Source organism: Haloterrigena salina JCM 13891 (assembly GCF_000337495.1).
In the GTDB taxonomy this organism is placed as follows: Archaea; Halobacteriota; Halobacteria; order Halobacteriales; family Natrialbaceae; genus Haloterrigena; species Haloterrigena salina.
The window spans coordinates 42165-68308 of the sequence record NZ_AOIS01000051.1 but is presented as its reverse complement, the minus strand read 5'-3'; the positions used below and the strand labels follow the sequence as shown (position 1 = coordinate 68308).

Annotated in this window: 27 protein-coding genes and 1 pseudogene; 8 read left to right on the top strand and 20 right to left on the bottom strand. The window is 66.3% G+C overall.

The genetic code is table 11. The features are described from left to right. Positions 1 to 25 precede the first annotated feature (25 nt). Positions 26 to 1408 (bottom strand): hypothetical protein, encoded by a 1383-nt coding sequence (locus C477_RS15225; protein ID WP_008895405.1) that lies wholly within the window; start codon positions 1406 to 1408, stop codon positions 26 to 28. An 88-nt stretch (positions 1409 to 1496) separates the two neighbouring features. Between C477_RS15225 and C477_RS15220 the strand changes: the two genes are divergently transcribed. Both C477_RS15220 and C477_RS15215 read left to right on the top strand, forming a co-directional pair. Next, entirely contained in the window at positions 1497 to 1949 is a 453-nt protein-coding gene (locus C477_RS15220) for a MoaD/ThiS family protein (RefSeq protein ID WP_008895404.1), read from the top strand. A gap of 103 nt (positions 1950 to 2052) precedes the next feature. Further along, positions 2053 to 2367 carry a CGCGG family putative rSAM-modified RiPP protein gene (locus C477_RS15215; protein WP_008895403.1) on the top strand — a complete coding sequence of 105 codons (315 nt, stop codon included), beginning with the start codon at positions 2053 to 2055 and terminating at the stop codon, positions 2365 to 2367. Positions 2368 to 2374: 7 nt separating this feature from the next. On the opposite strand, the gene C477_RS15210 is transcribed toward C477_RS15215, so the two are convergent. From C477_RS15210 to C477_RS15200, 3 genes are all read right to left on the bottom strand, one after another. Further along, complete coding sequence (locus C477_RS15210) at positions 2375 to 3598, bottom strand: sensor histidine kinase (RefSeq protein ID WP_049914575.1); 1224 nt, start codon at positions 3596 to 3598, stop codon at positions 2375 to 2377. Between the two features lie 84 nt (positions 3599 to 3682). Next, positions 3683 to 4897, bottom strand: a complete 1215-nt coding sequence (locus tag C477_RS15205) for a TIGR04347 family pseudo-SAM/SPASM protein (protein ID WP_008895401.1) — start codon at positions 4895 to 4897, stop codon at positions 3683 to 3685. Further along, positions 4894 to 5271, bottom strand: coding sequence for an Htur_1727 family rSAM-partnered candidate RiPP (locus tag C477_RS15200; RefSeq protein WP_008895400.1), 378 nt, complete (start codon positions 5269 to 5271; stop codon positions 4894 to 4896). Before C477_RS15200 ends, C477_RS15205 begins: the two co-directional genes overlap by 4 nt. A 150-nt stretch (positions 5272 to 5421) precedes the next feature. Between C477_RS15200 and C477_RS15195 the strand changes: the two genes are divergently transcribed. Next, positions 5422 to 6564 (top strand): TIGR04053 family radical SAM/SPASM domain-containing protein, encoded by a 1143-nt coding sequence (locus C477_RS15195; RefSeq protein ID WP_008895399.1) that lies wholly within the window; start codon positions 5422 to 5424, stop codon positions 6562 to 6564. 174 nt (positions 6565 to 6738) lie between these two features. On the opposite strand, the gene C477_RS15190 is transcribed toward C477_RS15195, so the two are convergent. Continuing rightward, positions 6739 to 7095 (bottom strand): winged helix-turn-helix transcriptional regulator, encoded by a 357-nt coding sequence (locus C477_RS15190; protein ID WP_008895398.1) that lies wholly within the window; start codon positions 7093 to 7095, stop codon positions 6739 to 6741. 62 nt (positions 7096 to 7157) lie between these two features. Here C477_RS15190 and C477_RS15185 point away from each other — a divergent pair, with 62 nt between their 5' ends. Next, positions 7158 to 7649, top strand: a complete 492-nt coding sequence (locus C477_RS15185) for a DoxX family protein (protein WP_083870300.1) — start codon at positions 7158 to 7160, stop codon at positions 7647 to 7649. Positions 7650 to 7679: 30 nt separating this feature from the next. Then, positions 7680 to 8309, top strand: a pseudogene (locus tag C477_RS24940) (VOC family protein). 511 nt (positions 8310 to 8820) lie between these two features. Here the strand turns inward: C477_RS24940 and C477_RS15175 are convergent. From C477_RS15175 to C477_RS15145, 7 genes are all read right to left on the bottom strand, one after another. Continuing rightward, the gene (locus tag C477_RS15175; RefSeq protein ID WP_008895395.1) at positions 8821 to 10653 is read right to left on the bottom strand and encodes an acetyl-CoA carboxylase biotin carboxylase subunit; all 1833 of its coding nucleotides are present in this window, start codon (positions 10651 to 10653) and stop codon (positions 8821 to 8823) included. Positions 10654 to 11083: 430 nt separating this feature from the next. Beyond that, positions 11084 to 11923 (bottom strand): carbon-nitrogen family hydrolase, encoded by an 840-nt coding sequence (locus C477_RS15170; RefSeq protein WP_008895394.1) that lies wholly within the window; start codon positions 11921 to 11923, stop codon positions 11084 to 11086. Further along, entirely contained in the window at positions 11920 to 12366 is a 447-nt protein-coding gene (locus C477_RS15165; protein ID WP_008895393.1) for an SRPBCC family protein, read from the bottom strand. Before C477_RS15165 ends, C477_RS15170 begins: the two co-directional genes overlap by 4 nt. A gap of 101 nt (positions 12367 to 12467) precedes the next feature. After that, positions 12468 to 12692 (bottom strand): DUF7123 family protein, encoded by a 225-nt coding sequence (locus tag C477_RS15160; RefSeq protein ID WP_008895392.1) that lies wholly within the window; start codon positions 12690 to 12692, stop codon positions 12468 to 12470. Between the two features lie 91 nt (positions 12693 to 12783). Continuing rightward, a complete protein-coding gene (locus C477_RS15155) occupies positions 12784 to 12972 on the bottom strand; it encodes a DUF7525 family protein (protein WP_008895391.1) in 189 nt (62 codons plus the stop codon). 154 nt (positions 12973 to 13126) lie between these two features. After that, positions 13127 to 13483, bottom strand: coding sequence for a hypothetical protein (locus tag C477_RS15150; protein ID WP_008895390.1), 357 nt, complete (start codon positions 13481 to 13483; stop codon positions 13127 to 13129). A gap of 3 nt (positions 13484 to 13486) precedes the next feature. Then, on the bottom strand, positions 13487 to 15031 hold the full coding sequence (locus tag C477_RS15145) for an acyl-CoA carboxylase subunit beta (protein ID WP_008895389.1): 1545 nt from the start codon (positions 15029 to 15031) through the stop codon (positions 13487 to 13489). Between the two features lie 225 nt (positions 15032 to 15256). Between C477_RS15145 and C477_RS15140 the strand changes: the two genes are divergently transcribed. Continuing rightward, entirely contained in the window at positions 15257 to 16534 is a 1278-nt protein-coding gene (locus tag C477_RS15140; protein WP_049914574.1) for an ABC transporter substrate-binding protein, read from the top strand. Positions 16535 to 16639: 105 nt separating this feature from the next. Here the strand turns inward: C477_RS15140 and C477_RS15135 are convergent, their stop codons facing one another. The 4 genes from C477_RS15135 to C477_RS15120 are packed head-to-tail and all read right to left on the bottom strand — an operon-like array spanning position 16640 to position 20632. After that, entirely contained in the window at positions 16640 to 17344 is a 705-nt protein-coding gene (locus C477_RS15135; RefSeq protein ID WP_008895387.1) for an ABC transporter ATP-binding protein, read from the bottom strand. After that, positions 17344 to 18144, bottom strand: coding sequence for an ABC transporter ATP-binding protein (locus C477_RS15130; protein WP_394295434.1), 801 nt, complete (start codon positions 18142 to 18144; stop codon positions 17344 to 17346). Before C477_RS15130 ends, C477_RS15135 begins: the two co-directional genes overlap by 1 nt. Positions 18145 to 18173: 29 nt before the next feature. After that, entirely contained in the window at positions 18174 to 19523 is a 1350-nt protein-coding gene (locus C477_RS15125; RefSeq protein WP_008895385.1) for a branched-chain amino acid ABC transporter permease, read from the bottom strand. Then, the gene (locus C477_RS15120; protein WP_008895384.1) at positions 19520 to 20632 is read right to left on the bottom strand and encodes a branched-chain amino acid ABC transporter permease; all 1113 of its coding nucleotides are present in this window, start codon (positions 20630 to 20632) and stop codon (positions 19520 to 19522) included. The genes C477_RS15125 and C477_RS15120 overlap by 4 nt, the downstream gene beginning before the upstream one ends. Before the next feature lie 301 nt (positions 20633 to 20933). Between C477_RS15120 and C477_RS15115 the strand changes: the two genes are divergently transcribed. After that, positions 20934 to 22274: a sodium-dependent transporter gene (locus C477_RS15115; protein ID WP_083870299.1), complete on the top strand. Its 1341-nt coding sequence runs from the start codon at positions 20934 to 20936 to the stop codon at positions 22272 to 22274. Positions 22275 to 22435: 161 nt separating this feature from the next. On the opposite strand, the gene C477_RS15110 is transcribed toward C477_RS15115, so the two are convergent. After that, positions 22436 to 23158, bottom strand: coding sequence for an SDR family oxidoreductase (locus tag C477_RS15110; protein WP_008895382.1), 723 nt, complete (start codon positions 23156 to 23158; stop codon positions 22436 to 22438). A gap of 84 nt (positions 23159 to 23242) precedes the next feature. Next, positions 23243 to 23692 carry a response regulator gene (locus tag C477_RS15105; protein WP_008895381.1) on the bottom strand — a complete coding sequence of 150 codons (450 nt, stop codon included), beginning with the start codon at positions 23690 to 23692 and terminating at the stop codon, positions 23243 to 23245. A 242-nt stretch (positions 23693 to 23934) separates the two neighbouring features. On the opposite strand from C477_RS15105, the gene C477_RS15100 reads away from it, so the two are divergent. After that, positions 23935 to 24594, top strand: coding sequence for a glycerophosphodiester phosphodiesterase (locus C477_RS15100; protein ID WP_008895380.1), 660 nt, complete (start codon positions 23935 to 23937; stop codon positions 24592 to 24594). 26 nt (positions 24595 to 24620) lie between these two features. On the opposite strand, the gene C477_RS15095 is transcribed toward C477_RS15100, so the two are convergent. Together C477_RS15095 and C477_RS15090 are read right to left on the bottom strand one after the other, a co-directional pair. Beyond that, positions 24621 to 25022 (bottom strand): secondary thiamine-phosphate synthase enzyme YjbQ, encoded by a 402-nt coding sequence (locus tag C477_RS15095; RefSeq protein WP_008895379.1) that lies wholly within the window; start codon positions 25020 to 25022, stop codon positions 24621 to 24623. A 51-nt stretch (positions 25023 to 25073) separates the two neighbouring features. Further along, positions 25074 to 26099 (bottom strand): HEAT repeat domain-containing protein, encoded by a 1026-nt coding sequence (locus C477_RS15090; protein WP_008895378.1) that lies wholly within the window; start codon positions 26097 to 26099, stop codon positions 25074 to 25076. Positions 26100 to 26144: the final 45 nt, after the last annotated feature.

The window sequence follows — 26144 nt, the reverse complement described above, 5'->3', positions numbered from 1 at the left end:
CGCGGCGGTCCGACGCCCGGAACGGTCACCGCTCCGGCGAGGGATCGACGTCGGGTTCGGGGTCGCCGCCGGTTCCGGCGCCAGCCGTCGACTCGCGGACGCCCGTCAGGACGCCCGCGAGGCCGTTCGGCCCGTGGCGGTGAATCGTCAGGAGCACGTTCGCTACGAACAGGTAGAGCCCGAGCGCCGCGAGCGCGGTCCCGGCGGTCGCGACCGCCTCGGGGAGATCGAACAGCGGAGCGGCGGCGATTCCGAGGAATCCGACCGCGGTCAGCCCGAAGTCCGCGCGCTCGAAGCGGTCGTCGTAGAGGTCGTCGATCATCGGCACCTGCTCGAAGCCCAGCCGGTCGCTGTAGCGCTCGTGCCAGATGATGAAGGGGACGATGTGGTACAGCGAGCCGACGACGACGAAGGCGAAGACGCCGACGACCAGCACGGCGCCGCCGTCGGGGTGGCCGAACAGCGCGCCGTACGCGAGGGGTTCGAGCCACCACGCCGGCGCGGTCAGCGCCAGCCAGGCCCACAGCGACGCGACGACGACCCAGTAGCGGTCGATCATCGGCGAGCGGTCGACCGTCGCCCGGACGAGCTGGCGGGCGACGACGACGGTGAACGCCGCGAGGCCGACGAGAACGGCAACCGCGCCGGCACGAGCCAGCGGGAGCGACTCGAGCCCGCGCCCGACGGCCAGGACGACCACGCCGGCCGGAAAGGTAAGCTGCTCGAGGCTCAGCAGTCGCTCGTCGACCGGGGTGCGGTCGGCCTGAGTGAACATCGTCGCGAGCTGGGCGAGCGCGCCGACGACCGTCGCCGTGATCGCGCCGAGCAGCGCCAGTGTTGCGTGGACGAGCAGGACGTCCCCCCGCGTCAGCGCGGTCGCGTCGAAGACGGGCGTCGTGAAGTCGACGGCCAGCAGGAAGCCGAGCGGAACGACGAGCGCGAAGGCGCCGAGCGCGACCGCGAAGTGGCGCTCCGTGAAATCGAGCGAGCGGGCCCGCCACAGCGTCCGGCCGACGTTGTAGACGAACGTCCAGATCCCCAGCAGGATCGCCGCGCCGGCGACGGGGAGGACGGAGAGCGCGCCGGCCAGCAGCGCCGCGCCGAACCCGACCAGACCGGCGGCGACGAGGGCGAGTTGGGCGACCGCGAGCCGTCTCGAGTACAGCGACACGCCGGACCAGACGGGGACGAACTGGGTCATCGCACCCATGATGGTGATCGCGATCCAACCGACCAGGAGGACGTGGACGTGCGCGAGGCTCGCGAGCCCCGGCAGCGTCGTGATCGCCGTCGCGAGCTCCGCGCCGATCCCGACGACGAGGAAGGCGAGTCCGAGGACGAAGTGCCCGAGGGGGATCGCCATCGGGGGCTGCTGGTCGGTGCGGAGACCGCCCGGAATTCGGTTCATATCTCTCGGTACACGCTCCACCGCCGTCCCGTTGAACCCGAACACGTTCGCGCTAGGACGGTTGCTCGTCGCGGCCGTACGATCGCGTATGACCGCCGAAACCACCGAGGCGATCGAGACGGCCGCACGCGAGAGCCGAGAGCGGCGAACGACGCAGGGGGAGTCGACTGGGACGACGCCGCAGACGACCGTCACCGTCCGCTGTACCGGCCACGTCCGCGACGCCGTCGGCGCCCACGAACTCGAGTACGACTTCGAGGGAACGCGTCTCCGGGACTTCCTCGAGGCCTTCTTCGACGACTACGACGTCGAGGAGCTACTGATCGCGGAGACCGAAGCGGACGCGACCCACAGCGGCTGGGCGCCGGTTCCCGACGACCTGCCCGGCACGTGGCGCAAGAACCCCGAGGGCGAACAGACCCGACCGTTCGCCCGCGTCTGCATCAACGGCCGGTTCAACGAGCACTTCGAGGGGTTCGAGACGGAACTCGAGGACGGCGACCGCGTCGCGCTGATCTACCCGTTCATGTTCTGCTGCTGAGCGGGGGCCGCGTCCGATCGGACCGGGACCGACGACCGCCGTCGATGGCGGACCGAACGCGTTCGTCTCAACCCTCACGTCCGCTCGAGCCCGACGAACGCGTATGAGAAACGGTAGTGCGGATCCCGACATCGAGCCCGTCACCCGCCGCGAACACGACGTCTCGTGGTCGGCGAACCTCGAGAAGCCCCGCCACGCGGCGGACCGCGACCTCGTCGTCTCGCAGGCCACGGACGCGGTCGAGGCGACCGCTGCGGGCACCCACGTCAACCTCGTCACCCACGGCGACCACGGCCGGCCCGAAGCGTACCTCTGGGACGAACTCGAGGCCGCGTTCGAGGGGATCGACCTCGAGATCGAGTACGTCGACCGCTGTGGCTGCGGCGGCCACGTGACGCGAGTCCACGTCGACGACTGAGTCCTGGTCACGTCGACGGCGACCGGGCGGACCGGCCGTCGGCGATCGATTTCTCGGCCCGCGATTGCGGAATCGCGACGGAAAACGTCGCGCCCTCGCCGGGTTCGGAGTCGACGCGGATCTCCCCGCCGTGGCGCTCGACGATGCGTTTGCAGACCGCCAGCCCGATCCCCGAACCGACGCTCTCCTCGACGGAGTGGAGCCGCTGGAAGAGCGCAAAGATCCGGTCGGCGTCCGCGGGATCGATGCCGATCCCCTCGTCGCGGACCGCGATCACCCACTCGGAACCGGTCTCTTCCGCCGACACGGCCACGCGCGGTGGCTCGTCGCCGCTGTACTCCAGCGCGTTCGATAGTAGGTTCTGGAACACCTGCCGCAGTTGGCCGGCGTCGCCGGTCACCGTCGGGAGCGGCTCGCGGGCGATCGCGGCGTCGGTCTCCTCGATCCGAAGCTGGAGGTCGGTGAGCACGTTGTCGAGGACCGCGTCCAGATCGACGGACTCGAACGGGTTCCCCTGCGTCTCGACCCGGGAGTACTCGAGCAAGCCGTCGATCATCCGGCGCATTCGGTCGGCGCCGTCGACGGCGTAGTCGATGAACTCCCGGCCGTCCTCGTCCAAGGCGTCCGCGTACCGGCGCTCGATCAACTGCAGGTAGCTCGAGATCATCCGCAGGGGTTCCTGGAGGTCGTGACTGGCCGCGTAGGCGAACTCCTCGAGGCGTTCGTTCGAGGCCTCGAGCCGGGTGTTGGCGCGCTCGAGTTGCGCCTTAGTCGCCTCCAGTTCGTCGTTGCGCCGCTCGACGGCGTGTTTCTCCTGCAGTTCCTCGTTCTGTCGCTCGAGCGTTCGGGAGTGGGTGATCGCGCGGGCCTCGTGGACGCCGACGGCCAGCCCGGCGATCGACCCGGTTGCGACCGACGCCGTCTGCGTGCTGACCGTAAACGTCACGTCGACGGCGGGATCGGCCGCGCGAAGCGCGATCAGGCCGACCATCACCGCGATCCCGCCGACGATCCACGCGGCGATCCGCGGATGGAGGTCGGGGTCGATCTCGGTCCCCGGCAGCCAGACGCCGACGGACAGCAACACCAGCCCCGGAGCGCTGATCAGGAAGACGTCGAGTACCGCCTCGAGAGCGGTCCCGCCGTCGGCGAGCGTCGCGGCCGCGGTGGCGAGTGCGACGACGGCGAGGACGATCCCGGCTACGGTAATCACGCGGTGCCAACGAATCATCGTGGACGGTAGGCGATCCGGTGGCATCAACGGCGCGGATAGCGGGGCTGAACGTCGCGAAACCGAGAGTATCGGCGTTGCTGCTCAGTCGGCGGCGCCAGCGGCCGATCCCGGGTGCTCGCCGCGGGTCTCCTCGTCCCGGAGGTAACACTGCGGATCCGGCGCGAACAGATCGCCGGTCGTCGCAAGCGCGCGCAGGCGCGACGCGCCGCGGCAGATCGACTTGTACCGGCAGTCCGCACACTTCCCGGTGAGCCGGTCCTCGCGCTCGCGCAGCGCCGACAGCAGCGGGTTCGACTCGTCGTCCCAGATCTCGCCGAACGGCCGATCGCGGACGTTGCCGAGGCTGTAGCCCTGCCAGAACTGCGTCGGGTGGACGTTGCCCGCGTAGTCGACGTCCGCGATCCGCTCGCCAGTCGGATCGCCGCCGTTTCGCTCGAGGTAGTCGTAGACCGCCCGCGCCTTCGCCTCGCCGAACTCCTCGCGGGCGTACTCCACGAGGAACGCGGCGTCGGCGTAGTTACCCACGAGCAGGGTTTCGATCTCCTCGCCGCGGTCGTGGTACTCGAGCGTGAGGTCGGCGACCCGCTCGATGGCCGCGCGTTTCTCCCGAGGCGAGAGGTCGGCGTCGACGATTTCGGCGCCGCGGCCGCCGTAGTCGAGGTGGTAGAAGCAGAAGCGATCCAGCCCCTTCTCGACCAGCAGGTCGACGACGCCCTCGAGATCCGGCGCGTTGGCCTCGGTGATCGTGTACCGCAGGCCCGTCTTGAGGCCGACGTCGAGACAGTGCTCGATGCCGCGGACGGCGGCCTCGAACGCGCCGTCCTCGCCGCGGAACTCGTCGTTGCGGTCGGGCAACCCGTCGACGGAGATGCCGGCGTACTGGAGTCCCGCTTCGTCGAGCGCTTCGGCCTTCTCCCGCGTCAGGAGGGTCCCGTTCGAGGAGAGCACCGGCCGAAGGCCGAGCTCCGCGGCGTAGCCGACCAGTTCGATCAGGTCGTCCCGGACGAGCGGTTCGCCTCCGGAGAAGAGAACGACGGGCGCACCGAACTCGGCCAGTTGCTCGAGGAAGGTCTTCGCCTCGCTCGTCGAGAACTCGCCGGGGGCGGCCTCGAGGTCGGCGCCGGCGTAGCAGTGCGAACAGTAGAGGTTGCACCGCCGCGTGGCGTTCCAGACGACGACCGGTCGGCGCTGTTTCTCCTCGGTGATCTGGGGTTTCGAGGAGCCGTCGGCCGCGTCGTAGCGCAGCCCGTCGCCCTCGGCGTCGAGGTCGCAGAGGAGTTTGCTGATCGAGATCACAGGCTGTTCACCTCCGAGACGCCGGCGGTTTCCTTGTAGACGCGGGGTTCTCCGTCGCCGTCATCTTCACCGTCGCCGCTATCGCCGTCGTCGGCATCGGTACCGTCGCCATCGTCGTCGGATCGCTCGGCCTCGCCGAGCCCGCGCGTCGAGTACCGTCCGACCGCGTCGGCCGGACAGAGCCAGACGTCGACGGCGTACCAGCCGAACAGCCGCGAGGCGTGTTCGTGAGCCTCGCTCTCGCTGCCGGCCGCGATGCTGCCGACGTGTCGCAACGGATCGCCGGGCTCCTCGCGCAGGAACACTTCCCACTGTGGCGTCGGATTCCCCCGTTCGCCGGCCTCGATCCGTTCGCGTCGTGCTTTCTCGACCATACCGACGCGTACGAACGGGCGCCGTAGAACCGTCCCTCAAACTCCCAGGCCGTGGGAACACCTGCCCGCAATCCCGAACTCGTTCGTCGTCGTTCCCGCCGGCCGGGAAGTCCGGCGACCTTTTCGACCGTTTGGCGCCGACTCCCGATAATGCGCCCCGGAACCCTCGATACGTCCGACCGACCGATGGTCCTCATCTGGGAACTCACCCAGGCCTGCGGGCTGGCCTGCGATCACTGTCGGGCCGACGCCCGGCCGAACCGCCACCCCGACGAGCTCTCGACCGCCGAGGGGAAGCGCCTGCTCGAGGACGCCACCGCGTTCGGCGACGGCCAGCTGGTCGTCCTCTCGGGCGGCGACCCCCTCGTGCGCGACGACGTCGAGGAACTGATCGCCCACGGGGACGACCTGGGACTCCGGATGACGATCACGCCGAGCGGCACCGGCTCGCTGACCGCCGACCGCATTCGGGCGATGGCTGACGCCGGGCTCAAGCGAATGGCCGTCAGCATCGACGGCGCCACCCCCGAGAGCCACGACGCGTTCCGCGGCGAAACCGGCAGCTTCGAGGAGACCATCCGCGCCGTCGAGGACGCCAAGGCGGCGGGCCTCCCGGTTCAGGTCAACACCACGGTCTGTCGCCAGACGGTCGGCGAACTCCCCGAAATCCGGGACCTCCTGCGGGAGCTCGGCGCCGTGATGTGGAGCGTCTTCTTCCTCGTTCCCGTCGGCCGCGGCCGTATTCTCGAGCCGATCGATCCCGACGAGGCCGACGCCGTGATGGCCTGGCTCGACGAGGTCAGCGACGAGGAGCCGTTCGGCCTCAAGACGACGGAGGCGCCCCACTACCGGCGCGTCTCGATGCAACGACAGCGCGCTCGAGCGGACGAGAACGGCAAAGACGGTGACGGCGACGACGGACCACCCGCACAGGCAATCAAGCGCCGCGGCGGGATCGTCGCCGGGGACGGCTTCGCCTTCGTGAGCCACACCGGCGAGGTCTTCCCCTCCGGCTTCCTGCCGGAGTCCGCCGGGAACGTCCGCGAACGGCCCGTTACCGAACTCTACCGAGAGTCGGATCTCTTCCAGAAACTGCGCGACCGAGGGAACCTCTCCGGTAAGTGCGGGGCCTGTCCCTACCGCCACGTCTGCGGCGGGAGTCGCTCGCGGGCGTTCGCGACGACCGGCGATCCGCTCGCGAGCGACCCACTCTGCCCGTACGTTCCCGACGGCTACGACGGGCCGCTCCCGTGGGACGGCGACAGTGAGTGGGACGCTGCAGTCGGGGACTGACCTCGAGTCGACAGCCGGCGGCGAGTCGTCGCCACACCGGTTCCGTTCGGCGCAGGCGCATATTCTAACACGGAGAGGGTATCATAGAACTGGTCTCATAGCCACTACGCGGGCATCCTGATTCGATAAGTACAGAGCGAACATTTAGCAGCTCGGAGAGTTAGACAATCCGGTCTATTCAAGCCAGTTAGCTCCCCAGTCATCTAATGCCTCGAACACGGGACGGAGGTCGCCTCCCTTCTCGGTCAGCGTATAGTAACTGGCGACCGGCGACTCCAACTCCTTGCGGTTCTCGATCAATCCCTCCTCTTCCAAGTCATCGAGGACACGAGACAGCGTGTAGGAACTCGCCCCTGTTGACCGTTTGAGCTCGTTGAACCGCTTTTCTCCGTCTCGTAAGTTATGGAGGGTGATGAGTTTCCACTCCGTTCCTATCTCTTCGACTGCTCCAACGACGTTGCAGAGGTCCGAATTTTGCTGTTCAGCGTCGGTCTTTTCTTCCGTATCACTGTCGGGTGGTTGGGTCGTCATTACTTGGTTACACCCTTGTTGCCTGATCTATTAAGCGGTTTGGGGTCCAACCAGGTGGTGTAATGGAATTACGACACTCGACGGAACGTCCATCCGAGACGGCTGCGCGGTGGAGTCCGGTTTTCATCCGAGTAGCCCTTGGGATTACGATGCTTGTCGCAGGCGTCGGCAAAGTCTTCGCAACCGGGCCGAAAGCGATGGGGATCTCGGGCTTCGCCGGCTTTGTGGCGAGTCTCGGCGTTCCGCTTCCCACGATTATGGCATGGGGCGTCGGTCTCCTCGAACTTGTTGGTGGTATCTTACTACTGGCCGGCTTGGCTGTTCGAATTACGGGCGCGTTGATCGCTATCGACATGTTCGTCGCCACAGTGCTGTACCACCTTCCCAACGGGTATCCGGCCGCGAGTGGTGGTATCGAATTGACGCTCGTACTGACCTTGATCGCAGTAGCGCTTGTCCTGAGTGGCCCCGGAGCGCTCTCGATCGAACAGGCGCTGTCCGACCAAGAGGACCGCACCCGTGACTCCTCTCAGTCGAGGGCCACAGACGGATAAACAGCGCTCATACCCATTATAATGGCCTCAATGACAACAGATGTACTCTCCAAGCAAACACGTATCGGACGGACCGCACTCCGCGTCAACGACCTCGAAGAGATAATCGGGTTCTACCGAGATGTCGTTGGACTCGATGTGCTCCGTCACTCCGACACCACTTCCGTTCTCGGCGTCGAGGACACCCCTCTCCTCACCTTGGAGGGGGAGGAGGATGAACTCCAACGATACAGCTCCGGTGCTGGGCTCTTTCACAACGCGTTTCGGCCCCCTCGCGTGAGGCGCTTGGTGACGCGTTAGCTCGCATTCGGAAGCACTGGAAACTTAGCGGTGCGTCCGACCACGGCGTCAGCGAGGCACTGTACCTGACTGACCCGGCGGACAACGGCATCGAGATCTACCAAGATCGCCCTCGTGAAGACTGGCCTCGCAGCGATGACGGGAGCACCACCCTATCGGTGCGAACGCGTGGAATCGGCAGTCCGGGCCAGTCGGCGACAGAGGCCTCTCCTGGTACGAAGTACTCCTTCCTGACACAGAGGCACTCGACGGAGTCCAAGCCCGAATCACAGACAGTCAGTATCCGGTAATTGAGCAGAGGATGGCATTGCGGTCACAGGGTCAGCCGAGATTGAGGTGCGGTTCCGAACCAGAACGTAGCTTCTAGCTCTGTTCTGCACGTTCTTATGAACATCACAACCACCTGGCAGAATAATTGGCGATCAATAAGCACACCTACAAATCGGCCAATTCATCACCGAGGTAGTCGTAATAAAACCCAGAGAGGAATTCTATGCCACCCTCGTACGGAGCCAAGGTTCGAGATCGAAAAACCGGAGTCGCGGGAGAAAGCCCAATGACTGACCAGAGTCCGTCGGAGTCGGGCACCACCCCGAACCGACGCGGCTCCACGCCGCGAGTCGTCCGGCTCGAGACCGCATCGACGCGCCGACCGTCCCGTCGTCGATCCGGTCGCGCGGCCCTGTCACGGGAGCGGTCCCGAATGCGTCGGCGCCGCGCGTGGGACCGTTCCGAGGGCGGCTACTTGGCCGTTCGTCCGCACATATTCACCGATGTCGTATGGTGCCGACGTGGGTGAGCGAGCGTCGGCAGCGCCGCCGCTCGATCTCGAGGCGAAAACGGAGAACCGCGATCGCGACGGGGTTAGGGCTTACTCGAGGACGACCAGCGTATCGCCCATATCGACGCTCTGGTCTTCCTCGACGGCGATCTCGGTGACGGTGCCGCCCTTGGAGGCGACGATGTCGTTTTCCATCTTCATCGCCTCGAGGACGACCAGCACGTCGCCGGCGGCGACCTCGTCGCCGACCTCGATCTTGACGTCGAGGATGGTGCCCTGCATCTCGGCGTCGACGGTCTCACCGCTGCCTTCGAGTTCGTCGCCGCCGCTGGAGCTGCCGCCGGGTTGTGGCCGCTCGGCCTGTCCGCCGCCGACGTCGACATCGCCGGCCGGGATGGCTGGCGCGCCGTGTTCCTCGAGTTCGACCTCGAAGCGCTTCCCATTGACCTCGACGGTGAACTCGCGTTCGACGGACTCCTCGTCGTCGCCGGCTCCGTCGCCGGTGTCGCCGCCCCACTGTTCCTGGGCCTCCTCGATGCGGGTCTCGTCGAGTTCCTCGTCCAGGTACTTCGTCGTGTGCGTGCTCGCGACGAACTCCTCGTCGGTGAGCATCAGCCGGTGGAACGGGATGATCGTCGGGATTCCCCCGATCTCGTACTCCCGCAGCGCGCGCAGCGAGCGCTCGATACACTCGTCGCGGTCCTCGCCCCAGACGACCAGTTTCGCGATCATCGAGTCGTAGTCGGTGACGAGGTCGTCGCCCTGCCGCAGGGCATCGTCGAGTCGGACGCCGATCCCGCCCGGCGGGTCGTAGGTCTCGAGGGTCCCGCCGGTCGCGGGCGCGAAGTCCTCGGCCGCGTTCTCGGCGTTGATCCGGAACTCCATCGCGTGGCCGTCGATGTCGACGTCGTCCTGTGCGAAGTCGATCTCCTCGCCGGCGGCGATCTGAATCTGGCGCTTGACGATGTCGTAGCCGGTGATCTCCTCTGTGACCGTGTGCTCGACCTGGATCCGCGTGTTGACCTCGAGGAAGTAGAAGTTCGCGTCGGGACCGAGCAGTTCGCCCGCCTCGCGGTCCTCCTCTTCGACGAGGAACTCGACGGTGCCGGCGTTGGTGTAGTCGGCCGCGGCGACGCCGCGGCGGGCGGCCTCGCCGATCTTCTCGCGGAGTTCGTCCGAGAGGGCAGCCGACGGCCCCTCCTCGATGACCTTCTGGTGACGGCGCTGGAGCGAACAGTCCCGCTCGCCGAGGTGGCGGACGTTACCGTGTTCGTCGGCCAGAATCTGGACCTCGATATGACGGGGCTGTTCGAGGTAGCGCTCGAGGTAGACCGAGTCGTTGTCGAAGTAGGCCTCGCCCTCGCGCTGGGCGCTCTCGAGTTGGTCCTCGACTTCGCTTTCCTCCCAGACGACCTTCATCCCGCGGCCGCCGCCGCCACCCTCGGCCTTGATGGCGATCGGGTAGCCGTGTTCCTCGCCGAAGGCCTTGACCTCCTCGGGGTCGGTGACGGGGTCCGTGGTCCCGGGGACGATCGGCACGTCGGCCTCGCTCATGATCGTGCGGGCCTTGGTCTTCTCACCCAGCGACTCCATCGCCGAACTCGAGGGACCGATCCAGGTGATGCCCTCCGCCTCCTCGACCTTGCCCGCGAACTCGGCGTTCTCCGCGAGGAAGCCGTAGCCGGGGTGGATGGCGTCGGCGTCGGCCTTCCGAGCGGCCTCGATGACGGCCTCGTGATCGAGATACGAGTCGGCCGCGCGGGCCGGCCCCACGTTGTACGCCTCGTCGGCGTAGCGGACGTGCCCCGAGTCCTTGTCGGCCTCGGAGTAGATGGCGACGGTCCCGATATTCAACTCCTCGCACGCCCGCATCACTCGAACGGCGATCTCCCCTCGGTTCGCCACGAGGACCTTCCGAAACATTCCTGATTAAACCACATGCGAACCCACTACGTTACTTTTTCGCAATGGGTCGTCTACTGATGAGGGTTCGCGAAACCGACGGTCGTCGCCGCCGAACGCGACGCTTCTCGAGCGTGAATCGGCGAAAGGGACGTGGACGAGGGAGAGGCGGAGATGCGGACGCGGGCGAGAGGTGCTCGTTCCCGGGAACGAGCATGCGACGGGCCGGAGCGACGCGCAATGCCGGTCGTGACGTGAAAAGCGCCGTAAACCGGCATCCGGACAAATGCCATGACGGAATAAAAAGTCAGCGGTCGCCGAACCATCTCCGATCGAATACGTCACGAAACGTGATGACTCGAGCAACCGCGTTGCCGAAAAGGGGTCTACTCCGTGACGACCGAAGTGTACACCGAGCGACGGACTGTCGTTCGCGACGGCACAACCTCCGCTACAGGCGTCGGTCGCGAAGCGCCGGAAACTCCTCGCGAACCCGATCGACCGCGCCGAGGTCGAGGTCGGCGACGACCAGCGTCGGCTCGTCGCCGCTCGAGGCCAGCGTCGTCCCCCAGGGGTCGTAGACCGTCGAACGACCGAGCAGCGTCGCGTCCTCGTCGGGGAATCGACCCGAGCCGTTGATCGTCGCGACGAAAGCCTGATTCTCGATCGCCCGCGCGCGCGAAAGTGTCTTCCAGTGTTCGATCCGCGGATAGGGCCACGCGCTCGGGACGAGGACCAGTTCCGCGCCGGCGTCGATCAGCCGCCGGTACAGTTCCGGAAACCGCAGATCGTAACAGGTCGTCGCGCCGACGGGGACGCCGGCGACGGTCGCCGTCTCGATGCGCTCGCCGGGAACGAGCAGCTCCGACTCGGCCGACTGGTAGCCGAAGAGATGGTGTTTCCGGTAGACCAGTTGCAACTCGCCGTCGGCGTCGAACAGCGCCGCCGTGTTGGCGAGCCCCTCTTCGGCCGGAGTGGCGGCGGTCTCGGTGGCCGCGAGATCCTCGACGATACTCCCCGCCAGAACGGCGATACCGTGGTCGGCCGCGGCCTCGCGAAGTCGCGTGAGAGTCTCCCCCTCGAGGGGTTCGGCGAGCCGGTTGTAACTGTCGAACGCGAAGTAACCCACGTTGAACAGCTCCGGGAGCGCGACGAGGTCGGCGCCCCGCTCGGCGGCCCGGGAAATCGCCTCGAGCGCCCGTTCGACGTTCGCGTCGACCGCGGTCGGTTCGACCTCGAGCTGTGCGAGCGCGAGCCGTAGCCGCTCGTCGGTCGCCCCGGTCCCGGTCATGGTTCCTCGGAGGGGGACGACTGCAGGTCACGCTCGAGCGCCCGCTGGAGGTTCCGGAGCTCGTCGTCCAGGTTGCGCTTGAAGAACTTCTCGACGCCCGGAAGTTTGCCGTCGACGACGAAGTGGTTCTCGAGGCGGGTGCCGTCGTCGGTCTCGACGATTTCGTGTTCGCCGGTGACGTCCATCACCTTCGATTTGCCGACGAACTTGACGTACGACGGCGGCTCCCGCGCGACGTCCTCGGTGTTGACGGCGATCGTTTTGCGGACGAGCGGGATCGGGAGCTCGACGTGCCAGGTGACCCGCCGCGCCGCCGAGTCCTCGACGGTGTAGCGCTGGACCACGCTGATCGCCCGGGCGCGGTTCTCCGGATCGGCGATGAACTCCCAGACGCGCTCGGGCGAGGCCGCGAGCTCGAACGAGCGGTCGACGCGTACAGTCATGGCACTAAGTGAGAGAGTCGGTAATAAAAAGACCGCGGACCGGGAGACAACCGCCGTTCGGGTCGGCTACCGCTCCCGACGCGAGCGGGCCGCGGGCGAGCTCAACTGAGGGAGACTTTCCAGGTCGTCGACCGAGCGCGTCCCCATTTCTCGATGTCGACGTCGTCTGATTTCTCCGCCAGGTGTGGAAGTCGCACGCCGACCTGTTTCGACGAGAGTCCGATCGCATCCGCGATATTCTTCGCCCGGAAGTACTGTTCACCACGGGCGGCACTCTCCCGGAGGTACGAGAGAATTCGTTGCTCTTCGTCGGAGTAATCGGTCATCGTCCGTACGTGCCCTAGGGCGTCAGTGCTCTTAACTGTTAACGGTCGTTTCAGTATCGATGGCGCTCGAGACGTCCCGACTCGAGTGCGATCAGTCCCAGTAGAGGTGGATGCCGACGACGGCGAGTGCGCTAAAGCCTATCGCCGCGGCGAATCCCCAGGCGGCGGTAACGTCCGGAGCGCCGGTGAACATCACCAGCGCACCGATCGTCGCGACCGCGCCGAGTGCGAGCGCCAGTCCAACACCCATGTCCGTCGTTGACTCGGTTTCGGTGGCCATGTCAGGGGATTGCGTACGGGGTCTCTTAAGCGCGTTCATTCAGCGTCGGCGAAACGAACGCCGAGTCGGCCACGGAAAACGACGCCGCTCTCGAGGGGACAGCCGGCGACGGGGATGAGAGCAGTGGCGACCGGTGAAATTGCAGCCGCGTCGATCAGAACCGGTCGGTGCGACCGGCGGCCGTCCACGGATCGGTCGGCGTCTCGCGCGGGACGCGGACGGTCCGGTGTTGCTGGGAGCGGACCCGACCGGCGAACGACCAGCGTTTGTCGTCCCAGGTCTCCGCCCCGTCGGCCGCCGCGGCGGCCGCCGCGAGCGCCTGGTCGTGGAGGTGGGCGCCGATCGCGGCCGCGATCGCTGCGGTCTCCTCGTCGTTCGCATCGTCGGGAACGTCGAGTTCGACGTCCGCGAGGAGCTCGCCCGCGTCGGCCGCCGCGGCGTCGCCCGACGTCGCCTCGGTCGCGTCGGCCGGCCCCTCCTCGAACTCGACGTTCGACTGGTTGGTGGTCATTGCTTACAGCGGGATGTTGCCGTGTTTCTTGTCCGGGTTCTGTTCGCGTTTCGTCTCGAGCATCTCGAGGTCGTCGATCAGCCGCGGCCGCGTCTCCGTGGGGACGATCACGTCGTCGAGGAAGCCTTTGTCCGTTGCAGTGTACGGGTTGGCGAACTCCTCGCGGTACTCCTCGATGAGTTCGTCCCGGAGCTCGTCGGGGTTGTCGGACTCCGCGAGTTCCTCCCGGTAGAGGATGTTGACCGCGCCCTGTGGCCCCATGACCGCAATTTCGGCGGTCGGCCAGGCGTAGTTGACGTCGGCGCCGAGGTTTTTGGAGGCCATGACGCAGTAGGCGCCGCCGTAGGCCTTCCGGGTGATGACCGTCAGCAGGGGGACGGTCGCTTCCGCGTACGCGTAGAGGAGCTTCGCGCCGTGGCGGATGATCCCGCGGTGTTCCTGATCGGTGCCGGGCATGTAGCCGGGGACGTCGACGAAGGTGACGATGGGGATATTAAAGGAGTCACAGAAGCGGATGAATCGCGAACCCTTCATCGAGGAGTCGACGGTGAGCGTGCCGGCGTTGACGCGGGGCTGGTTGGCGACGAGGCCGACCGAACGCCCGTCGAGGCGGCCGAAGCCGACGACCAGTTCCTTGGCGAAGTTCTCCGCGACCTCGAAGAACGAACCCTCGTCGACGACGCTGTCGATGACGTCGACCATGTCGTAGGGCTTCTGGGGACTCGGCGGGACGATCGACTTCAGCTCCTCGTCCCGGCGGTCGGGGTCGTCCCACGGCTCGACGCGCGGCGGATCTTCCATGTTGTTCTGCGGGAGGTAAGAGAGCAGCCGCTTGATGTCGTCTAGGGCCTGCTCTTCGCTCTCGCAGGCGAACTGGGCGACGCCGGTCTTGCCGGCGTGGGTCATCGCACCGCCGAGCTCCTCGTGGGTGACCTCCTCGCCGGTGACGGTCTTGGTGACGCCGGGCCCGGTGATGTACATGTGGCTCGTGTCCTTGACCATGAAGATGAAGTCGGTAATCGACGGCGAGTAGACCGCGCCGCCGGCACAGGGGCCCATAATAGAGGAGATCTGGGGAACGACGCCGCTGGCTTCCTGATTGCGCCGGAAGATTTCGGTGAACCCGGCCAGACTCTTGACGCCCTCCTGAATGCGGGCGCCGGCGGAGTCGTTGAGCCCGACGACGGGGGCGCCGACCTCCATGGCCATGTCCATGACCTTGCAGATCTTCTCGGCGAAGACCTCGCCGAGCGAGCCGCCGAAGACCGTGAAATCGTGGGCGAAGACGAAAGTGGTCCGCCCGTTGACCTCGCCGTAGCCCGTGACGACGCCGTCGCCGGGAATCTTCTTCTCTTCCATCCCGAACTGGCTCGTCTGGTGGGTCCGGAGCTGGTCGAACTCCGTGAAGGTGCCCTCGTCGAGGAAGTAGTCGATCCGCTCGCGGGCGGTCATCTTCCCCTTGTCGTGTTGCTTCTCGATGCGGTCCTCGCCGCCGCCCAACTCGGCCTCCTCGCGAAGGTCCTGGAGTTCGTCGATGCGATCTTCCATCGTCATTGTTGATGAACCCTCCCGCTCATTGCCCGAGGAAACGACCACATCCCCCAAAAACGTTCGGTAAATCTGAGTGATATCCCGCCGACGGTGTGCGAAATTATGCCACGACGGTTCGGTTACGCTTACCGTCGGATTCGGTGACTCGTGAACGGACGCGATTGTCGCCGCAGACTCGTTGCAGCACAAACATCTATATAGGATAGCTTGTCACTATTACCCATGGTAAGGCAAGTCAAACGGAGGTGGGTGCTCAGTGGGATCGGTAGTGCAGGTGCGATCGGTCTCGCCGGATGTATCGGCGACGAAGGGGACGTCGAAGGAGGCGGTCCGGACGTACTGAACGTCATCGGCTACCCGGAGAGCGGCATCCAGATCTTCCGGGACTTCTACGCCGACTTCGACACCGGAACGGAGATCATCGTTCCCGACGGTCTGCAGGACGGCGATCTCCCCGACGAAGTCGGGAACGACATGACGAACGTCACCGGCACCGCGCCGGCGTCCCAGGGCCCGCACGAAGACGCCTTCGCAGAGCTCTACGAGGACGAGTTCGGCGAGGCACCGGGCGTGTTCACAGCACACACGTTCGACGCCGTCGCGGTGTGTACCCTCGCGAACGTCGCGGCCGGCGAGAACGACGGCCAGACGATCCGAGATCAGATGCGCCGAGTCGCGAACCCCGGCGGCGACGAGTACGGCCCCGGCGAACTCCAGGCGGCCGCCGAAGCCGCCGCGGCCGGCGACGAGATCACCTATCAGGGCGCTTCGAGCGCGGTCGACTTCGACGACGTCGGCGACCCCGCGGAGGCCGCCTACGACGTCTGGGAGTTCAGCGACGGTGATATCGAAACGGTCGATACGGTCACGTTCGAGGGGGACGGTCCCGGCGGCGAGATGGCCGACGAGTCGCCCGGCGGGACCGGTCGCGACGTGATGGTCGCGATGTTGCTCCCCGAGACGGGGGACCTCGGCGAACTCGGCACCCCGATGATCGACGCCGGCCGCCTGGCCATTCAACGGATGCAAGGAGTCGACCTCACGTTCGATCTGCAGGTCGAGGACACGGAAACCGACGAGGACACAACCCTCAGCAACGGCGGTGCGCTCATCGACGCGGGGTATCCCGCGATCGTCGGCGCCGCATCGTCCGGCAACTCCGTCCCGCTGGTCGGCGAGACCAGCAGCGCGAGCGTCGTCCAGTGTTCGCCGGCCAGTACGGCGCTATCCCTGTCGAACGTCGAGGATGACGGTTACTTCTTCCGGACCGCACCGAGCGACCTGCTGCAAGGGCAGGTGATGGCGGCGGTCTCCGCGAATCGCCTCGAGGCGGACCAGGTGGCCACGCTGTACGTCAACAACGACTACGGACAGCAGCTCTCTGAGCAGTACGTCGAGTCCTTCGAGAACGATCAGGACGGCGAGGCGCTCAACGAGGTCTCGTTCGAGCCCGGACAGGGCACGTACACCGGCGAACTCGAGTCCGCACTGGCCGAGTAGTAACACGGTGCCGCGGCGGCCGGTCGCGGCCGGACTCCGCTTTCGTCGCCCGCCGATACGCGTCGATACCTCCCGACGACCGCCGAGTCGCGCGCGGACCGCGAGCTACCCGCCGAGGAACTGCTGGCGGACCTCGTCGTCGTTCAGCAGGACCTCGCCGGCGTCCTCGTATCGGTTCGAACCTTGAACGAGGACGTAGCCCCGGTCGCAGCGGTGCAGCGCCTCCTTCGCGTTCTGCTCGACGACCAAGACGGCGGTGCCGCTGGCGTTGATCGCGTCGACGTGGTCGAACATCTCGTCGACGAGGTCGGGGGCCAGGCCCGCGCTGGGTTCGTCGAGCAACAACAGGTCGGGATCGAGCATCAGCGCGCGCCCCATCGCGACCATCTGCTGTTGGCCGCCGCTCATCGAGCCCACCTTCTGGTCCTGTCGGTCGCGTAGTACGGGGAACTGATCGTACACGCTCTCGAGCGCCGCTTCCGGCACCTCGTCGAGGATGTACGCGCCCATCTCGAGGTTCTCGCGGACCGTCAGCGACGGGAAGACGTTGTCGTTCTGGGGAACGTAGCCGATTCCCTCGTGGATGATTTCGTCGGGCGAGCGGCCGGTGATGTCCCCCCCTTTGAACTCGACCGTCCCCCCCATGTACGTCGTCAGTCCGAAGACGGACTTCATGGCCGTCGACTTCCCGGCGCCGTTGGGGCCGACGATGACCACGTACTCGTCTTCGGCCACCTCGAGATCGACGCCGTGCAGGATCTGCAAGTCCCCGTAGCCGGCGTCGAGGTCCCTGACGTCGAGCATCGCCATCAGACCTCACCCCCGAGATAGGCCTCGATGACCCGCTCGTTCGAGGTGATCGCTTCCGGGGCGCCCTCGGCCAGCACCGACCCCTGGTGCATGACGATGACCCGTTCACAGTTCTCCATGATGAGGTCCATGTCGTGTTCGACGATCAGGAACGTGTACCCCTCCTCGCGGAGCTCGTGGACGTGTTCGAGCAGCTTCTTCTCGAGCGTGGGGTTGACGCCCGCGAACGGCTCGTCAAGCAGGAGCATCTCCGGGTCGGTCATCAACGCGCGCGCCAACTCGAGGAGCTTCCGCTGGCCGCCCGAGAGGGTCCCCGCTTTCTCCGCCGCGAGGTGCTGAATCTCGAAGAACTCGAGGGTGTCCCATACGCGCTCTAAGAGTTCGCGCTCCTCTCGGACGACTTCCCGGCGGGTGACCGGCAACACCGATCGCCAGAGCGCTTCGCCCCGCTGGCGCTTCGCCGGCAGCATCAGGTTCTCGAGGACCGTCATGTTCGCCATCTCGCGGGCGATCTGGAACGTCCGAACGAGCCCGTGTTCGGCGCACTGGTAGGGCCTGATGCCCGTGATGTCCGCTCCCTGGAACGTCACCGTTCCGGCGTCGGGTTCGTAGATCCCCGTGATGCAGTTGAACGTCGTCGACTTCCCGGCGCCGTTGGGACCGATCAGTCCGGTCATCGATCCCGACTCGACCTCGAACGTCGCGTCGTCGACGGCCGTGATCCCGCCGAAGCGCTTGACCAGGCCGTCGACGGCCAACTCGACATCGTCCGTCGGTCGATCCGGGCGCTCGTTCGTCAGGGAGTCGGACTGTTCGGTGGTCGTATCGCTCACTGGGAATCACCGCCGCGATCGGAATCTGTCCCTCCGGGACGGGGTCCGGCTCCGGTCTCGGCGACGGGTCGATCCGCAAGGGGGATCGCTGCTGCCGTCTCCTCCCGATGGCCGAGCAGCCCGTCTGGCCGTCGATGCATGAGGAGGACGAGCGCGACGCCCATCAGCACGAACTGCAGCGTCAGGAACTCCTCGAAGGTGTACCGCAGGAACGGCGCCGGATTCGCCGAGAGCAGCGGCCCCACGGCGCCGGCGAACGTGTTCGGTGCGTCGCCGACCGTGACGACCTCCTCGATCAGGCGGCGCACGTAGCGCGGTCCCTCGAACAGCACCGCGACGAAGAGCCCGGAGCCGAGGACGCTGCCGGTGTTCGAACCGGCGCCACCGATTATCAGCGCGATCCAGATGTAGAACGTGACGTGCGGTCGGAACGCCGTCGGCGTCACGCCGGTGCGGCGGAACCGCCAGAGGATGCCGGCCAGACCCATCAGGGCACAGCCGAGCACGAACACCTTGATCTTGAACCGGTTCGTGTTCTTCCCGAGCGATTGGGCGGCCTCCTCGTCCTCGCGGATCGCTTTGAGGACGCGGCCGAACGGCGACCGACTGGTCCGCTGGATGAGCCAATAGAACCCGATCAGGACGAGCACGAGCACGATCGAATAGGCCAGCGCCCGCGCCTGCGTCGGCCCGAATCCGAACAGGGCGTTCGTGAGGTCGACGAACGAGGAGAACGCCTCGAGCTCGAAGATGACGTTCATCGGATCGCCGTAGTTTCGAGTGAGACCGCGACCGCCGCCGGTCCCCAGTTCGGCCCCGAAGACGCTGAACTGCTGGGCCATACCCGAGGTGAGCCCCAGCCGGACGATCTCCGCGAAGGCGATCGTCGTGATCGCGAAGTAGTCGGCCCGGAGCCGCAACGCGGGGATCGCGACGACGAGGCCCGCCAGGCCGGCGGCGACGACGCCGCCGGCGATCGCGATCGGCATCGGGAGCCCGAGCCCCGGGTACTGTGCGGCGCCGGTCGGGTCGACCGGTTTCGCCAGCATCATCGTCACGTACAGACCGATCGCCATGAACCCCGCGACGCCGATGTTGAACAGACCGGTGTACCCCCAGTGGAGGTTCAGCGCCAGCGTGACCATCCCGTAGACGGCGATCAGGTAGGTCATCCGTCGCAAGGTGTTGACGATCCCGTCGAGGGAGTAGCCGAGCGCGAGTCCGATCGCCGCGTAGACGAGATAGATCGCCGCGAAGGCCACGAAGATCTTCACGGCGTCCCGTTCCCAGAGCGCTTCCAATCGGGTCCGTTCGTCCGTCGCGTTCGCGGTCGTATTCGCGCTCATGCCGTCGTCTTCCCTCCGAAGAGTCCGGACGGTCTGATAAGCAGGACGAGGATCATCAGCAGGAACGCGGTGATCGTCGTGAAGTCACCGCCGGGAAGCCAGATCATCGACATGTGCATCCCGACGCCGATAACCAAGCCGCCGAAGATGGCCCCGTAGATCGAGCCGATCCCGCCGAGGATCACGGCCGCGAAGATCAGCAACAGCAGCAACCACCCGAACTGCCAGTCGATGGTTCCCGTCCACAACACCATGAGATAGCCCGCGGTGCCGGCGAGGCCGCCGCCGATCATCCAGGTCCACCGGATCACCCGTTCGGTCGGGATGCCGGTGACGAGGGCCAGGTCTCGGTTGTCCGACATCGCTCGCATCGCTTTCCCGAGTTTCGTCCGTTGGAGCAGGAAGTGAACGCCGAGCATCAACGCGACCGCGGCGACGATCAACGTCGCGTCGTGGGCGCCGATCGACACGTAGCCGTCGACCAGGAGGAAATCGACGGACGGGACGCTCGCGGTCGTGCCGCGCGTACTGCTCGAGTAGACGAACACGAGAACGTACCGGAGCGCGAACGCCACGCCGACGCTCGTGATCAGCAGCGGAATACCGCCCGAACCGCGGACCGGTTTGAAAGCCAAGCGGTCGATCAGCAACACGAAAAGCGCCGTCGCGACGCCGGCTACGAGGAGGCCGGCGAGGACGGCGATCGGCGTCGCGGTGATCGCGACGTCGAGTTGCGCTCCGGAGACCTCGCGCTGAGGTGCGACGAGGACGAGCGGACCGACGCTCGCGACACCCCAGCCAGCGACGAGATACGTGACACCCCACCCGAAAAACGCCCCCGTCGTCACGTAGTCCCCGTGAGCGAAGTTCGCGAAGTTGAGGATGCTGTAGGTCATCGAGAGCCCGATTCCGGCGAGCCCGATGATCAGCCCGTAGAGGATCCCTTCCGTCACGTATCGGGCGACACGTGAGATGCTGTACGTCCCGCTCGCGAGGCCGAGAATCAGGTCTCCCAGCAACGCCACGGCACCGATCCCCACGACCAGTAACAGGAACTGCTCGGACGAGAGATTTCGACCCCGATTGACCGCCTCATCTACTGTGGACATGCACAGGCCTCCGTACGAGTCGATACTTTCAGCGTATCGTGTTATATGTTATGCAGGACCTTGATACTGTCTGCCAATCCGACGGCGAGTAAGCAAAGTTGCGTACATATGTGTATGTGTGAGAAAACGCTCGAGAAGGACCGCGGTCAGCGTTTCTCCGCTACTGCCCTAGATCACGGACTGTCGAACTGTTCACCGCCCCACCCACAATTCATTATAATATCGTTGTTCGTTATCAGCGGTGATAAATTCGAGCTGCGAATGTAAGTCTTTAGGACCCCGGGGGGCAGTCGCATAACGTATGGCACAACGTGAATCATGGGCAACGCGAGCAGGGTTCATCCTCGCTGCGGTCGGGAGCGCAGTGGGGCTTGGAAACATCTGGCGGTTCCCGTATCAGGTGGGAGAATACGGCGGCGCAGCGTTCCTCGTCGTCTATCTCCTGTTGGTGGCACTGATCGGATTCCCGGTAATGCTGGTCGAATTTACGATCGGGCGACGCACAGAACGCAATCCCGTCGGGGCGCTCAAACAGATCGGTGAAGGTGCGTGGACGAAAGTCGGATGGGTGTTCGTTCTCGCCGGATTCGTCATTCTGTCGTACTACAGCGTCGTCGCCGGCTGGATTCTCCGGTACACGGCCATCGGACTGCAGGGCAATTACGCGGCCGGCGGCGCCGGCGCACAGTTCATGTCGGTCGCCGGTGGGATGGATTCCGTCGTGACCCACGCCATCTTCATGGCTGCCATCGTCACCGTCGTCGCGTTCGGCATCCAGCAGGGTATCGAGTTCTCCGTGAAGCTCATGGTCCCCGCGATCATTGCGCTACTGATCGGCCTGGCGGTGTACGCCGGAACGCTCTCCGGTGCCGGAGAAGCGTACGCGTACTACCTCTCTCCTGATCTGGGAACGATCGCGGCGAACTGGACCGAGATCCTCCCCGCGGCGGCCGCACAGGCGTTCTTCACGCTGTCGCTCGGGATGGGCGTGATGATCACCTACGCGTCGTATCTCGGCGAAGACCGAAATCTCGCCAAGGACGGCACCATCATCGTCGCGCTCGACACGGCGATCGCGTTTACCGCCGGTCTGGTCGCGTTTCCGGTGCTCTACACCGCCGAGTTGACGGACGTCGCCGCCGGACCGAGTTTCATCTTCGTCAGCCTCGCCCAAGCCTTCAGTAACATTCCGTTCGGTGGGCTCATCGGCGCCATCTTCTTCGCCATCGTCACGATCGCCGCGCTCTCGAGTGCGATCAGCATCATGGAGGTCGTCGTCTCGTACCTGATCGACGAACACGACGTCGCCCGGCTCCCGGCGACGGTCGCGCTCGGCGTCACGATCTTCCTCGTCGGCCTACCGGTGGCCTACGAACCGGAGGGTCTGAACTGGCTTACCGTCTACGACGGGTTCGCCAACTCGATTCTGCTCATCCTCGGCGGCCTGCTGCTCGCCGTCTACATCGGGTGGGTCGCGACCGACCTCGGGCTCACGGAACTCGGCAAAGGGATTCAGAACCTCGGATCGTGGGGAACGGTCTGGATCTGGACGCTCCGAGTGCCGGTCATCATCGTGCTGCTCGTCGTCCTCGCGCAGAACGCGATCGACTATTACGAGAGTCTCGTCGGTATCTTCGGCTGAGCGGCGGTCGGCCGCCGAGCCGCTTCGGTATCGACTCCTACAGTTTTCAAAATCAGTGACTCTGCGTGTGCCGCTCGCATCGAGCGATTGCCGTTCGCGGCAGTGGCGGATCGATGGTCGCACGTCGCGCACAGTCTGTCCGCCGTCGACGCGGCGCGTTCTCAGGCCTCGCCGTACACCGGCACGGCCGCGCCGCTCGTTACCGCCGCGCCGTCGCTACAGAGGAAGGCCATCACGTCCGCGATTTCGGCGGGCTCGACCCACGAGTCGTGATCGGCGTCGGGCATCATCTCGCGGTTCATCGGCGTATCGATCACGCTGGGCATCACGCAGTTCGCGCGGACGGTGCCCTTGTTCTCCTCGGCCAGCGTCTCCGTCAGCAGCCGGATGCCGGCCTTCGTGATCCGGTAGGGGCCGTCGCCCTCACCGCCCTCGAGCGACGAGCGCGCGCTGACGCTCACGATCGAGCCCTCGCTGTCCTGGAGGTGCGGGAGCGCGTGTTTCGAGGCCAGAAACGCCGTCTTGAGGTTGATATCGACGAGCAGCTCGAACTCCTCGAGATCGGTCTCCTCGACGTGGTCGCCGCCGCGCCACGTCCCGGCGATGTTCACCAGGTGATCGATTCGGCCGTGGTCGTCGACAACGGCGGTCATCAGATCCTCGACGTCGCGCTCGTCGGTCAGATCGGCCTCGTAGAAGTGCGTCTTCGAATCGGGCTCGAGCAGGCTGTCCTCGTCGTCCGGCGCGACGACGTCGACGGCGCAGACGGTCGCGCCGGCCGTCCGGAACCGCTCGACGGCGGCGCTGCCGAGCGCGCCGCTCGCGCCCGTAACCACGGCGACGGTATCGTCGAAGTCGACGGAGTACGCTCTCGTCGGTGCCATGTCCTACCGTGCGACGGCGGGCGACGTAATAGCTCGGCCTCCGTCAGTCGGAGACGAGAAGCGGCGGCGAGGGCGTCGGCACGATCACGCTGACACCGGCGGCAGCGCGGCCCGCTGAAACCAGAAGTCCGCGACGGCCTCGACCATCTCGGTGTACTCGATCGGATCAGTCGGTTTGGTCAGGTAGGCGTTGGCCGCGAGTTCGTAGCTCTCGTGGATATCCTCGACGGCCTCGGAACTGGTGAGGACGAGGACGGGAATGCGGGCGAGTTTCGGCTCCTCCTGAATCGATTCGAGGAACTCGAGGCCGCCCATCCGCGGGAGGTTCAGATCGAGGAGCACGAGGTCCGGCAGCGGGGCGGAGCCGTCGTCGCAGCGCTCCGTGAGGAACTCGACTCCCTCGTCGCCGTCGGTCGCGACGTGGATCGTCGTCTCCGTGGACAGTTGCCGGAACGCTTCCTGGGTGAGGCGGACGTCGCCGGGGTTGTCCTCCACCAGGAGGATGTCGATCTGCTCGTCGCGTCGATCGTTCATGGGTGGGTTACCTCCAGCAGCGGTCTTGTCGCAGTCGGTGAAAATATGGTCGGGACACTAACGAATGTCCCTAACGGAAGTATCCGTATAACAGTACTTGCTAAAGGCTTTGGAACCTTCGCCGATTCCGTGCCGACAGGAGCTGTAAGTCCCGATTCTCGCGACCGGCTCGACCGCCGGTTGGGAACGCGCGCGAGAATCGACGACCGACTGAAGCCCCTCGCCGCTCTTTCTCCCACCGAATGCGTCTGATCGCCCACCGCGGGTTCGCCGCGACCGCGGCCGAGAACACGATCCCAGCGCTCCGGTCCGCCGCCGACCGCGCGGACGCCGTCGAGTTCGACGTCCGCCGCTGTGGCTCGGGCGAACTCGTCGTCGTCCACGACGAGACGATCGACCGCGTGACCGACGGAACCGGCGCGGTCGCCGACAGCAGCCTCGCCGCGCTCAAATCCCACACCGTCCTCGACTCCGGCGAACGCGTCCCGACCCTCGAGGAGGTGCTCGAAGCGCTTCCGCCGACGGTCGAACTCAACCTCGAACTCAAGGACGCCGGCATCGCGGCGGACGTTCTCGAGGCCGTCGACGGCGCGGAGAACCGGGTCGTCGCGACGTCCTTCCTGGCGTCGGAACTGCGGACGATCCGCGACCTCGATCCCGATCAGCCGATCGGACTGCTGGTCAGCCGACGCCTCGAGACCCCGGTCACGACCGCCGTCGAACTCGACTGCGACGTCCTCGGCGCGAGCTACTGGCGCTGTCTCGCGACGGGCGTGGTTCCCCGGGCGAAATCGGTCGGTCTCGAGATACACGCCTGGACGGTCGAGCGGACCGCGCTGGCGCGGCTCCTCGAGTTTCGAGGGGTCGACTGCGTCTCCGCGGATCGGCCGCTCCGTCTGTGACAGGTGCGGATCGCGGACCGGTCCACCTACTTGTCGCCGACGGTCGTCACGGAAACCGTTCGCGACCGCGGTCCGTCGCACTCGACCAGGAAGACGGACTGCCACGTGCCGAGCGCCAGTTTGCCGTCCTCGACCGGAATCGTCACGTCCGGCCCGACGAGCGCCGCCCGGAGGTGCGAATCCGCATTGCCGTCCAGCCGGTCGTGGGCGTGGCCCGCGTCGGGAACGAGATCGCGGAGGAAGGTCTCGAGGTCGCCGCGCAGCCGCGACTCGTTTTCCTGGACGGCGAGTCCGGCCGTCGTGTGCTGGACGAATGCGGTCGCGGTACCCGACTCGAGGTCGTCGGGGACGGCCGCGGCGACGCGATCGGTCACGTCGACGGTCGTCAGGCGCGCGTCGGTCTCGACGGAAAACGTCGACTGGCTCATACCCGACTCGAGGCGAGCCAGCCACCACTGTCTTGCGGTCGCACGCCTCGCCTACGCCGACGAGACTTGATCCAGCGCCCAGCTCGCCCGCTCGCGAACGTCCGGGTTCGGATCCTCGTGGGCCAGCGTCGAGAGCCGGTCCGCGGCCGCGTCGACGCGGCCGTGACCGAGCGCGACGGCGGCGTTGGCCCGCACGCGGTCGTGATCGTCGTCCAACCGCTCGAGCAACGGCTCCCGGACCGGCTCGAGAACCGACGTGAGCTCCGCCGTCACGCGCGCGATCGCGACGGCAGCGTTGGCCCGGGTCTCCGCGTCGTCGTGCTCGAGCGCGGTCGCGAGCTCCGGGACGGCCGGTTCGACCGCGGTGGGCGTCCGGCGGGCGACGTCGGCCAGACAGCCGACGGCGTTCCGGCGGAGGGGGACGGCGTCGTGGTCGACGAGTTCCAGCGCCGGGTCGACGAACTCGAGCGTCGGCAGCGGCGTCTCCGACCGGGCCAGTCGGCCGACCGCCGACAGCACCGCCACGCCGTGGCGCTCCGGATCGTCCTCGAGGGCCGCGGTGAGAACCGGGACGGCCGACTGAATCGCGCCGGGTTGCGCCGCCGATAGCTGCTGGAATATCTTCAGCCCCCGGCGATCGTATCCCGGGCGGCGGTCGATCACGCCGGCGATCGCGTCGGCGTGATCGACGACGGCGGAGGGCTGGTCGGCCGCGATCGTCGCGAGACAGCGAAGCAACTCGGCGGTCGCCGGTCGTTCGGGGTTCTCGACGGCGAACGCGACGATTTCGTCGGTCGACGGTGCGACGTCGGCGGTCGATTCGGTCGCGAGTTCGGCCAGACAGTAGGCGACCTCCCCGTGGAAGTCGACGTCGGCCTCGCCGAGCAGCCGGCGCAGCTTCGGGACGGTCGGGAGACAGACGGCCGGGTCGTCGGCCAGCGTGTCGCGAACCGCCGCGACGGCGGCCCGCTGCTCGTCGCGGTCGTCCGCATCGAGTCGTGCGAGGACGGCCGGCAGTTCGAACGCGCCGTCGTCGGCCCGCGGCGTTCCGACTGTCCGGCACCCTTCCCCATCCATTGTATCCCGAGGATGTGCGATGGGGAGTAAAAGCCTTCCGAGTGT

Bases quoted from the DNA above. Each gene is read 5' to 3' on its own strand.
- C477_RS15225 (WP_008895405.1), bottom strand. From the start codon at position 1,408: ATGAACCGAATTCCGGGCGGTCTCCGCACCGACCAGCAGCCCCCGATG.
- C477_RS15220 (WP_008895404.1), top strand. From the start codon at position 1,497: ATGACCGCCGAAACCACCGAGGCGATCGAGACGGCCGCACGCGAGAGC.
- C477_RS15215 (WP_008895403.1), top strand. From the start codon at position 2,053: ATGAGAAACGGTAGTGCGGATCCCGACATCGAGCCCGTCACCCGCCGC.
- C477_RS15210 (WP_049914575.1), bottom strand. From the start codon at position 3,598: ATGATTCGTTGGCACCGCGTGATTACCGTAGCCGGGATCGTCCTCGCC.
- C477_RS15200 (WP_008895400.1), bottom strand. From the start codon at position 5,271: ATGGTCGAGAAAGCACGACGCGAACGGATCGAGGCCGGCGAACGGGGG.
- C477_RS15195 (WP_008895399.1), top strand. From the start codon at position 5,422: ATGCGCCCCGGAACCCTCGATACGTCCGACCGACCGATGGTCCTCATC.
- C477_RS15190 (WP_008895398.1), bottom strand. From the start codon at position 7,095: ATGACGACCCAACCACCCGACAGTGATACGGAAGAAAAGACCGACGCT.
- C477_RS15185 (WP_083870300.1), top strand. From the start codon at position 7,158: ATGGAATTACGACACTCGACGGAACGTCCATCCGAGACGGCTGCGCGG.
- C477_RS15175 (WP_008895395.1), bottom strand. From the start codon at position 10,653: ATGTTTCGGAAGGTCCTCGTGGCGAACCGAGGGGAGATCGCCGTTCGA.
- C477_RS15170 (WP_008895394.1), bottom strand. From the start codon at position 11,923: ATGACCGGGACCGGGGCGACCGACGAGCGGCTACGGCTCGCGCTCGCA.
- C477_RS15165 (WP_008895393.1), bottom strand. From the start codon at position 12,366: ATGACTGTACGCGTCGACCGCTCGTTCGAGCTCGCGGCCTCGCCCGAG.
- C477_RS15160 (WP_008895392.1), bottom strand. From the start codon at position 12,692: ATGACCGATTACTCCGACGAAGAGCAACGAATTCTCTCGTACCTCCGG.
- C477_RS15155 (WP_008895391.1), bottom strand. From the start codon at position 12,972: ATGGCCACCGAAACCGAGTCAACGACGGACATGGGTGTTGGACTGGCG.
- C477_RS15150 (WP_008895390.1), bottom strand. From the start codon at position 13,483: ATGACCACCAACCAGTCGAACGTCGAGTTCGAGGAGGGGCCGGCCGAC.
- C477_RS15145 (WP_008895389.1), bottom strand. From the start codon at position 15,031: ATGGAAGATCGCATCGACGAACTCCAGGACCTTCGCGAGGAGGCCGAG.
- C477_RS15140 (WP_049914574.1), top strand. From the start codon at position 15,257: ATGGTAAGGCAAGTCAAACGGAGGTGGGTGCTCAGTGGGATCGGTAGT.
- C477_RS15135 (WP_008895387.1), bottom strand. From the start codon at position 17,344: ATGGCGATGCTCGACGTCAGGGACCTCGACGCCGGCTACGGGGACTTG.
- C477_RS15125 (WP_008895385.1), bottom strand. From the start codon at position 19,523: ATGAGCGCGAATACGACCGCGAACGCGACGGACGAACGGACCCGATTG.
- C477_RS15120 (WP_008895384.1), bottom strand. From the start codon at position 20,632: ATGTCCACAGTAGATGAGGCGGTCAATCGGGGTCGAAATCTCTCGTCC.
- C477_RS15115 (WP_083870299.1), top strand. From the start codon at position 20,934: ATGGCACAACGTGAATCATGGGCAACGCGAGCAGGGTTCATCCTCGCT.
- C477_RS15110 (WP_008895382.1), bottom strand. From the start codon at position 23,158: ATGGCACCGACGAGAGCGTACTCCGTCGACTTCGACGATACCGTCGCC.
- C477_RS15105 (WP_008895381.1), bottom strand. From the start codon at position 23,692: ATGAACGATCGACGCGACGAGCAGATCGACATCCTCCTGGTGGAGGAC.
- C477_RS15100 (WP_008895380.1), top strand. From the start codon at position 23,935: ATGCGTCTGATCGCCCACCGCGGGTTCGCCGCGACCGCGGCCGAGAAC.
- C477_RS15095 (WP_008895379.1), bottom strand. From the start codon at position 25,022: ATGAGCCAGTCGACGTTTTCCGTCGAGACCGACGCGCGCCTGACGACC.
- C477_RS15090 (WP_008895378.1), bottom strand. From the start codon at position 26,099: ATGGATGGGGAAGGGTGCCGGACAGTCGGAACGCCGCGGGCCGACGAC.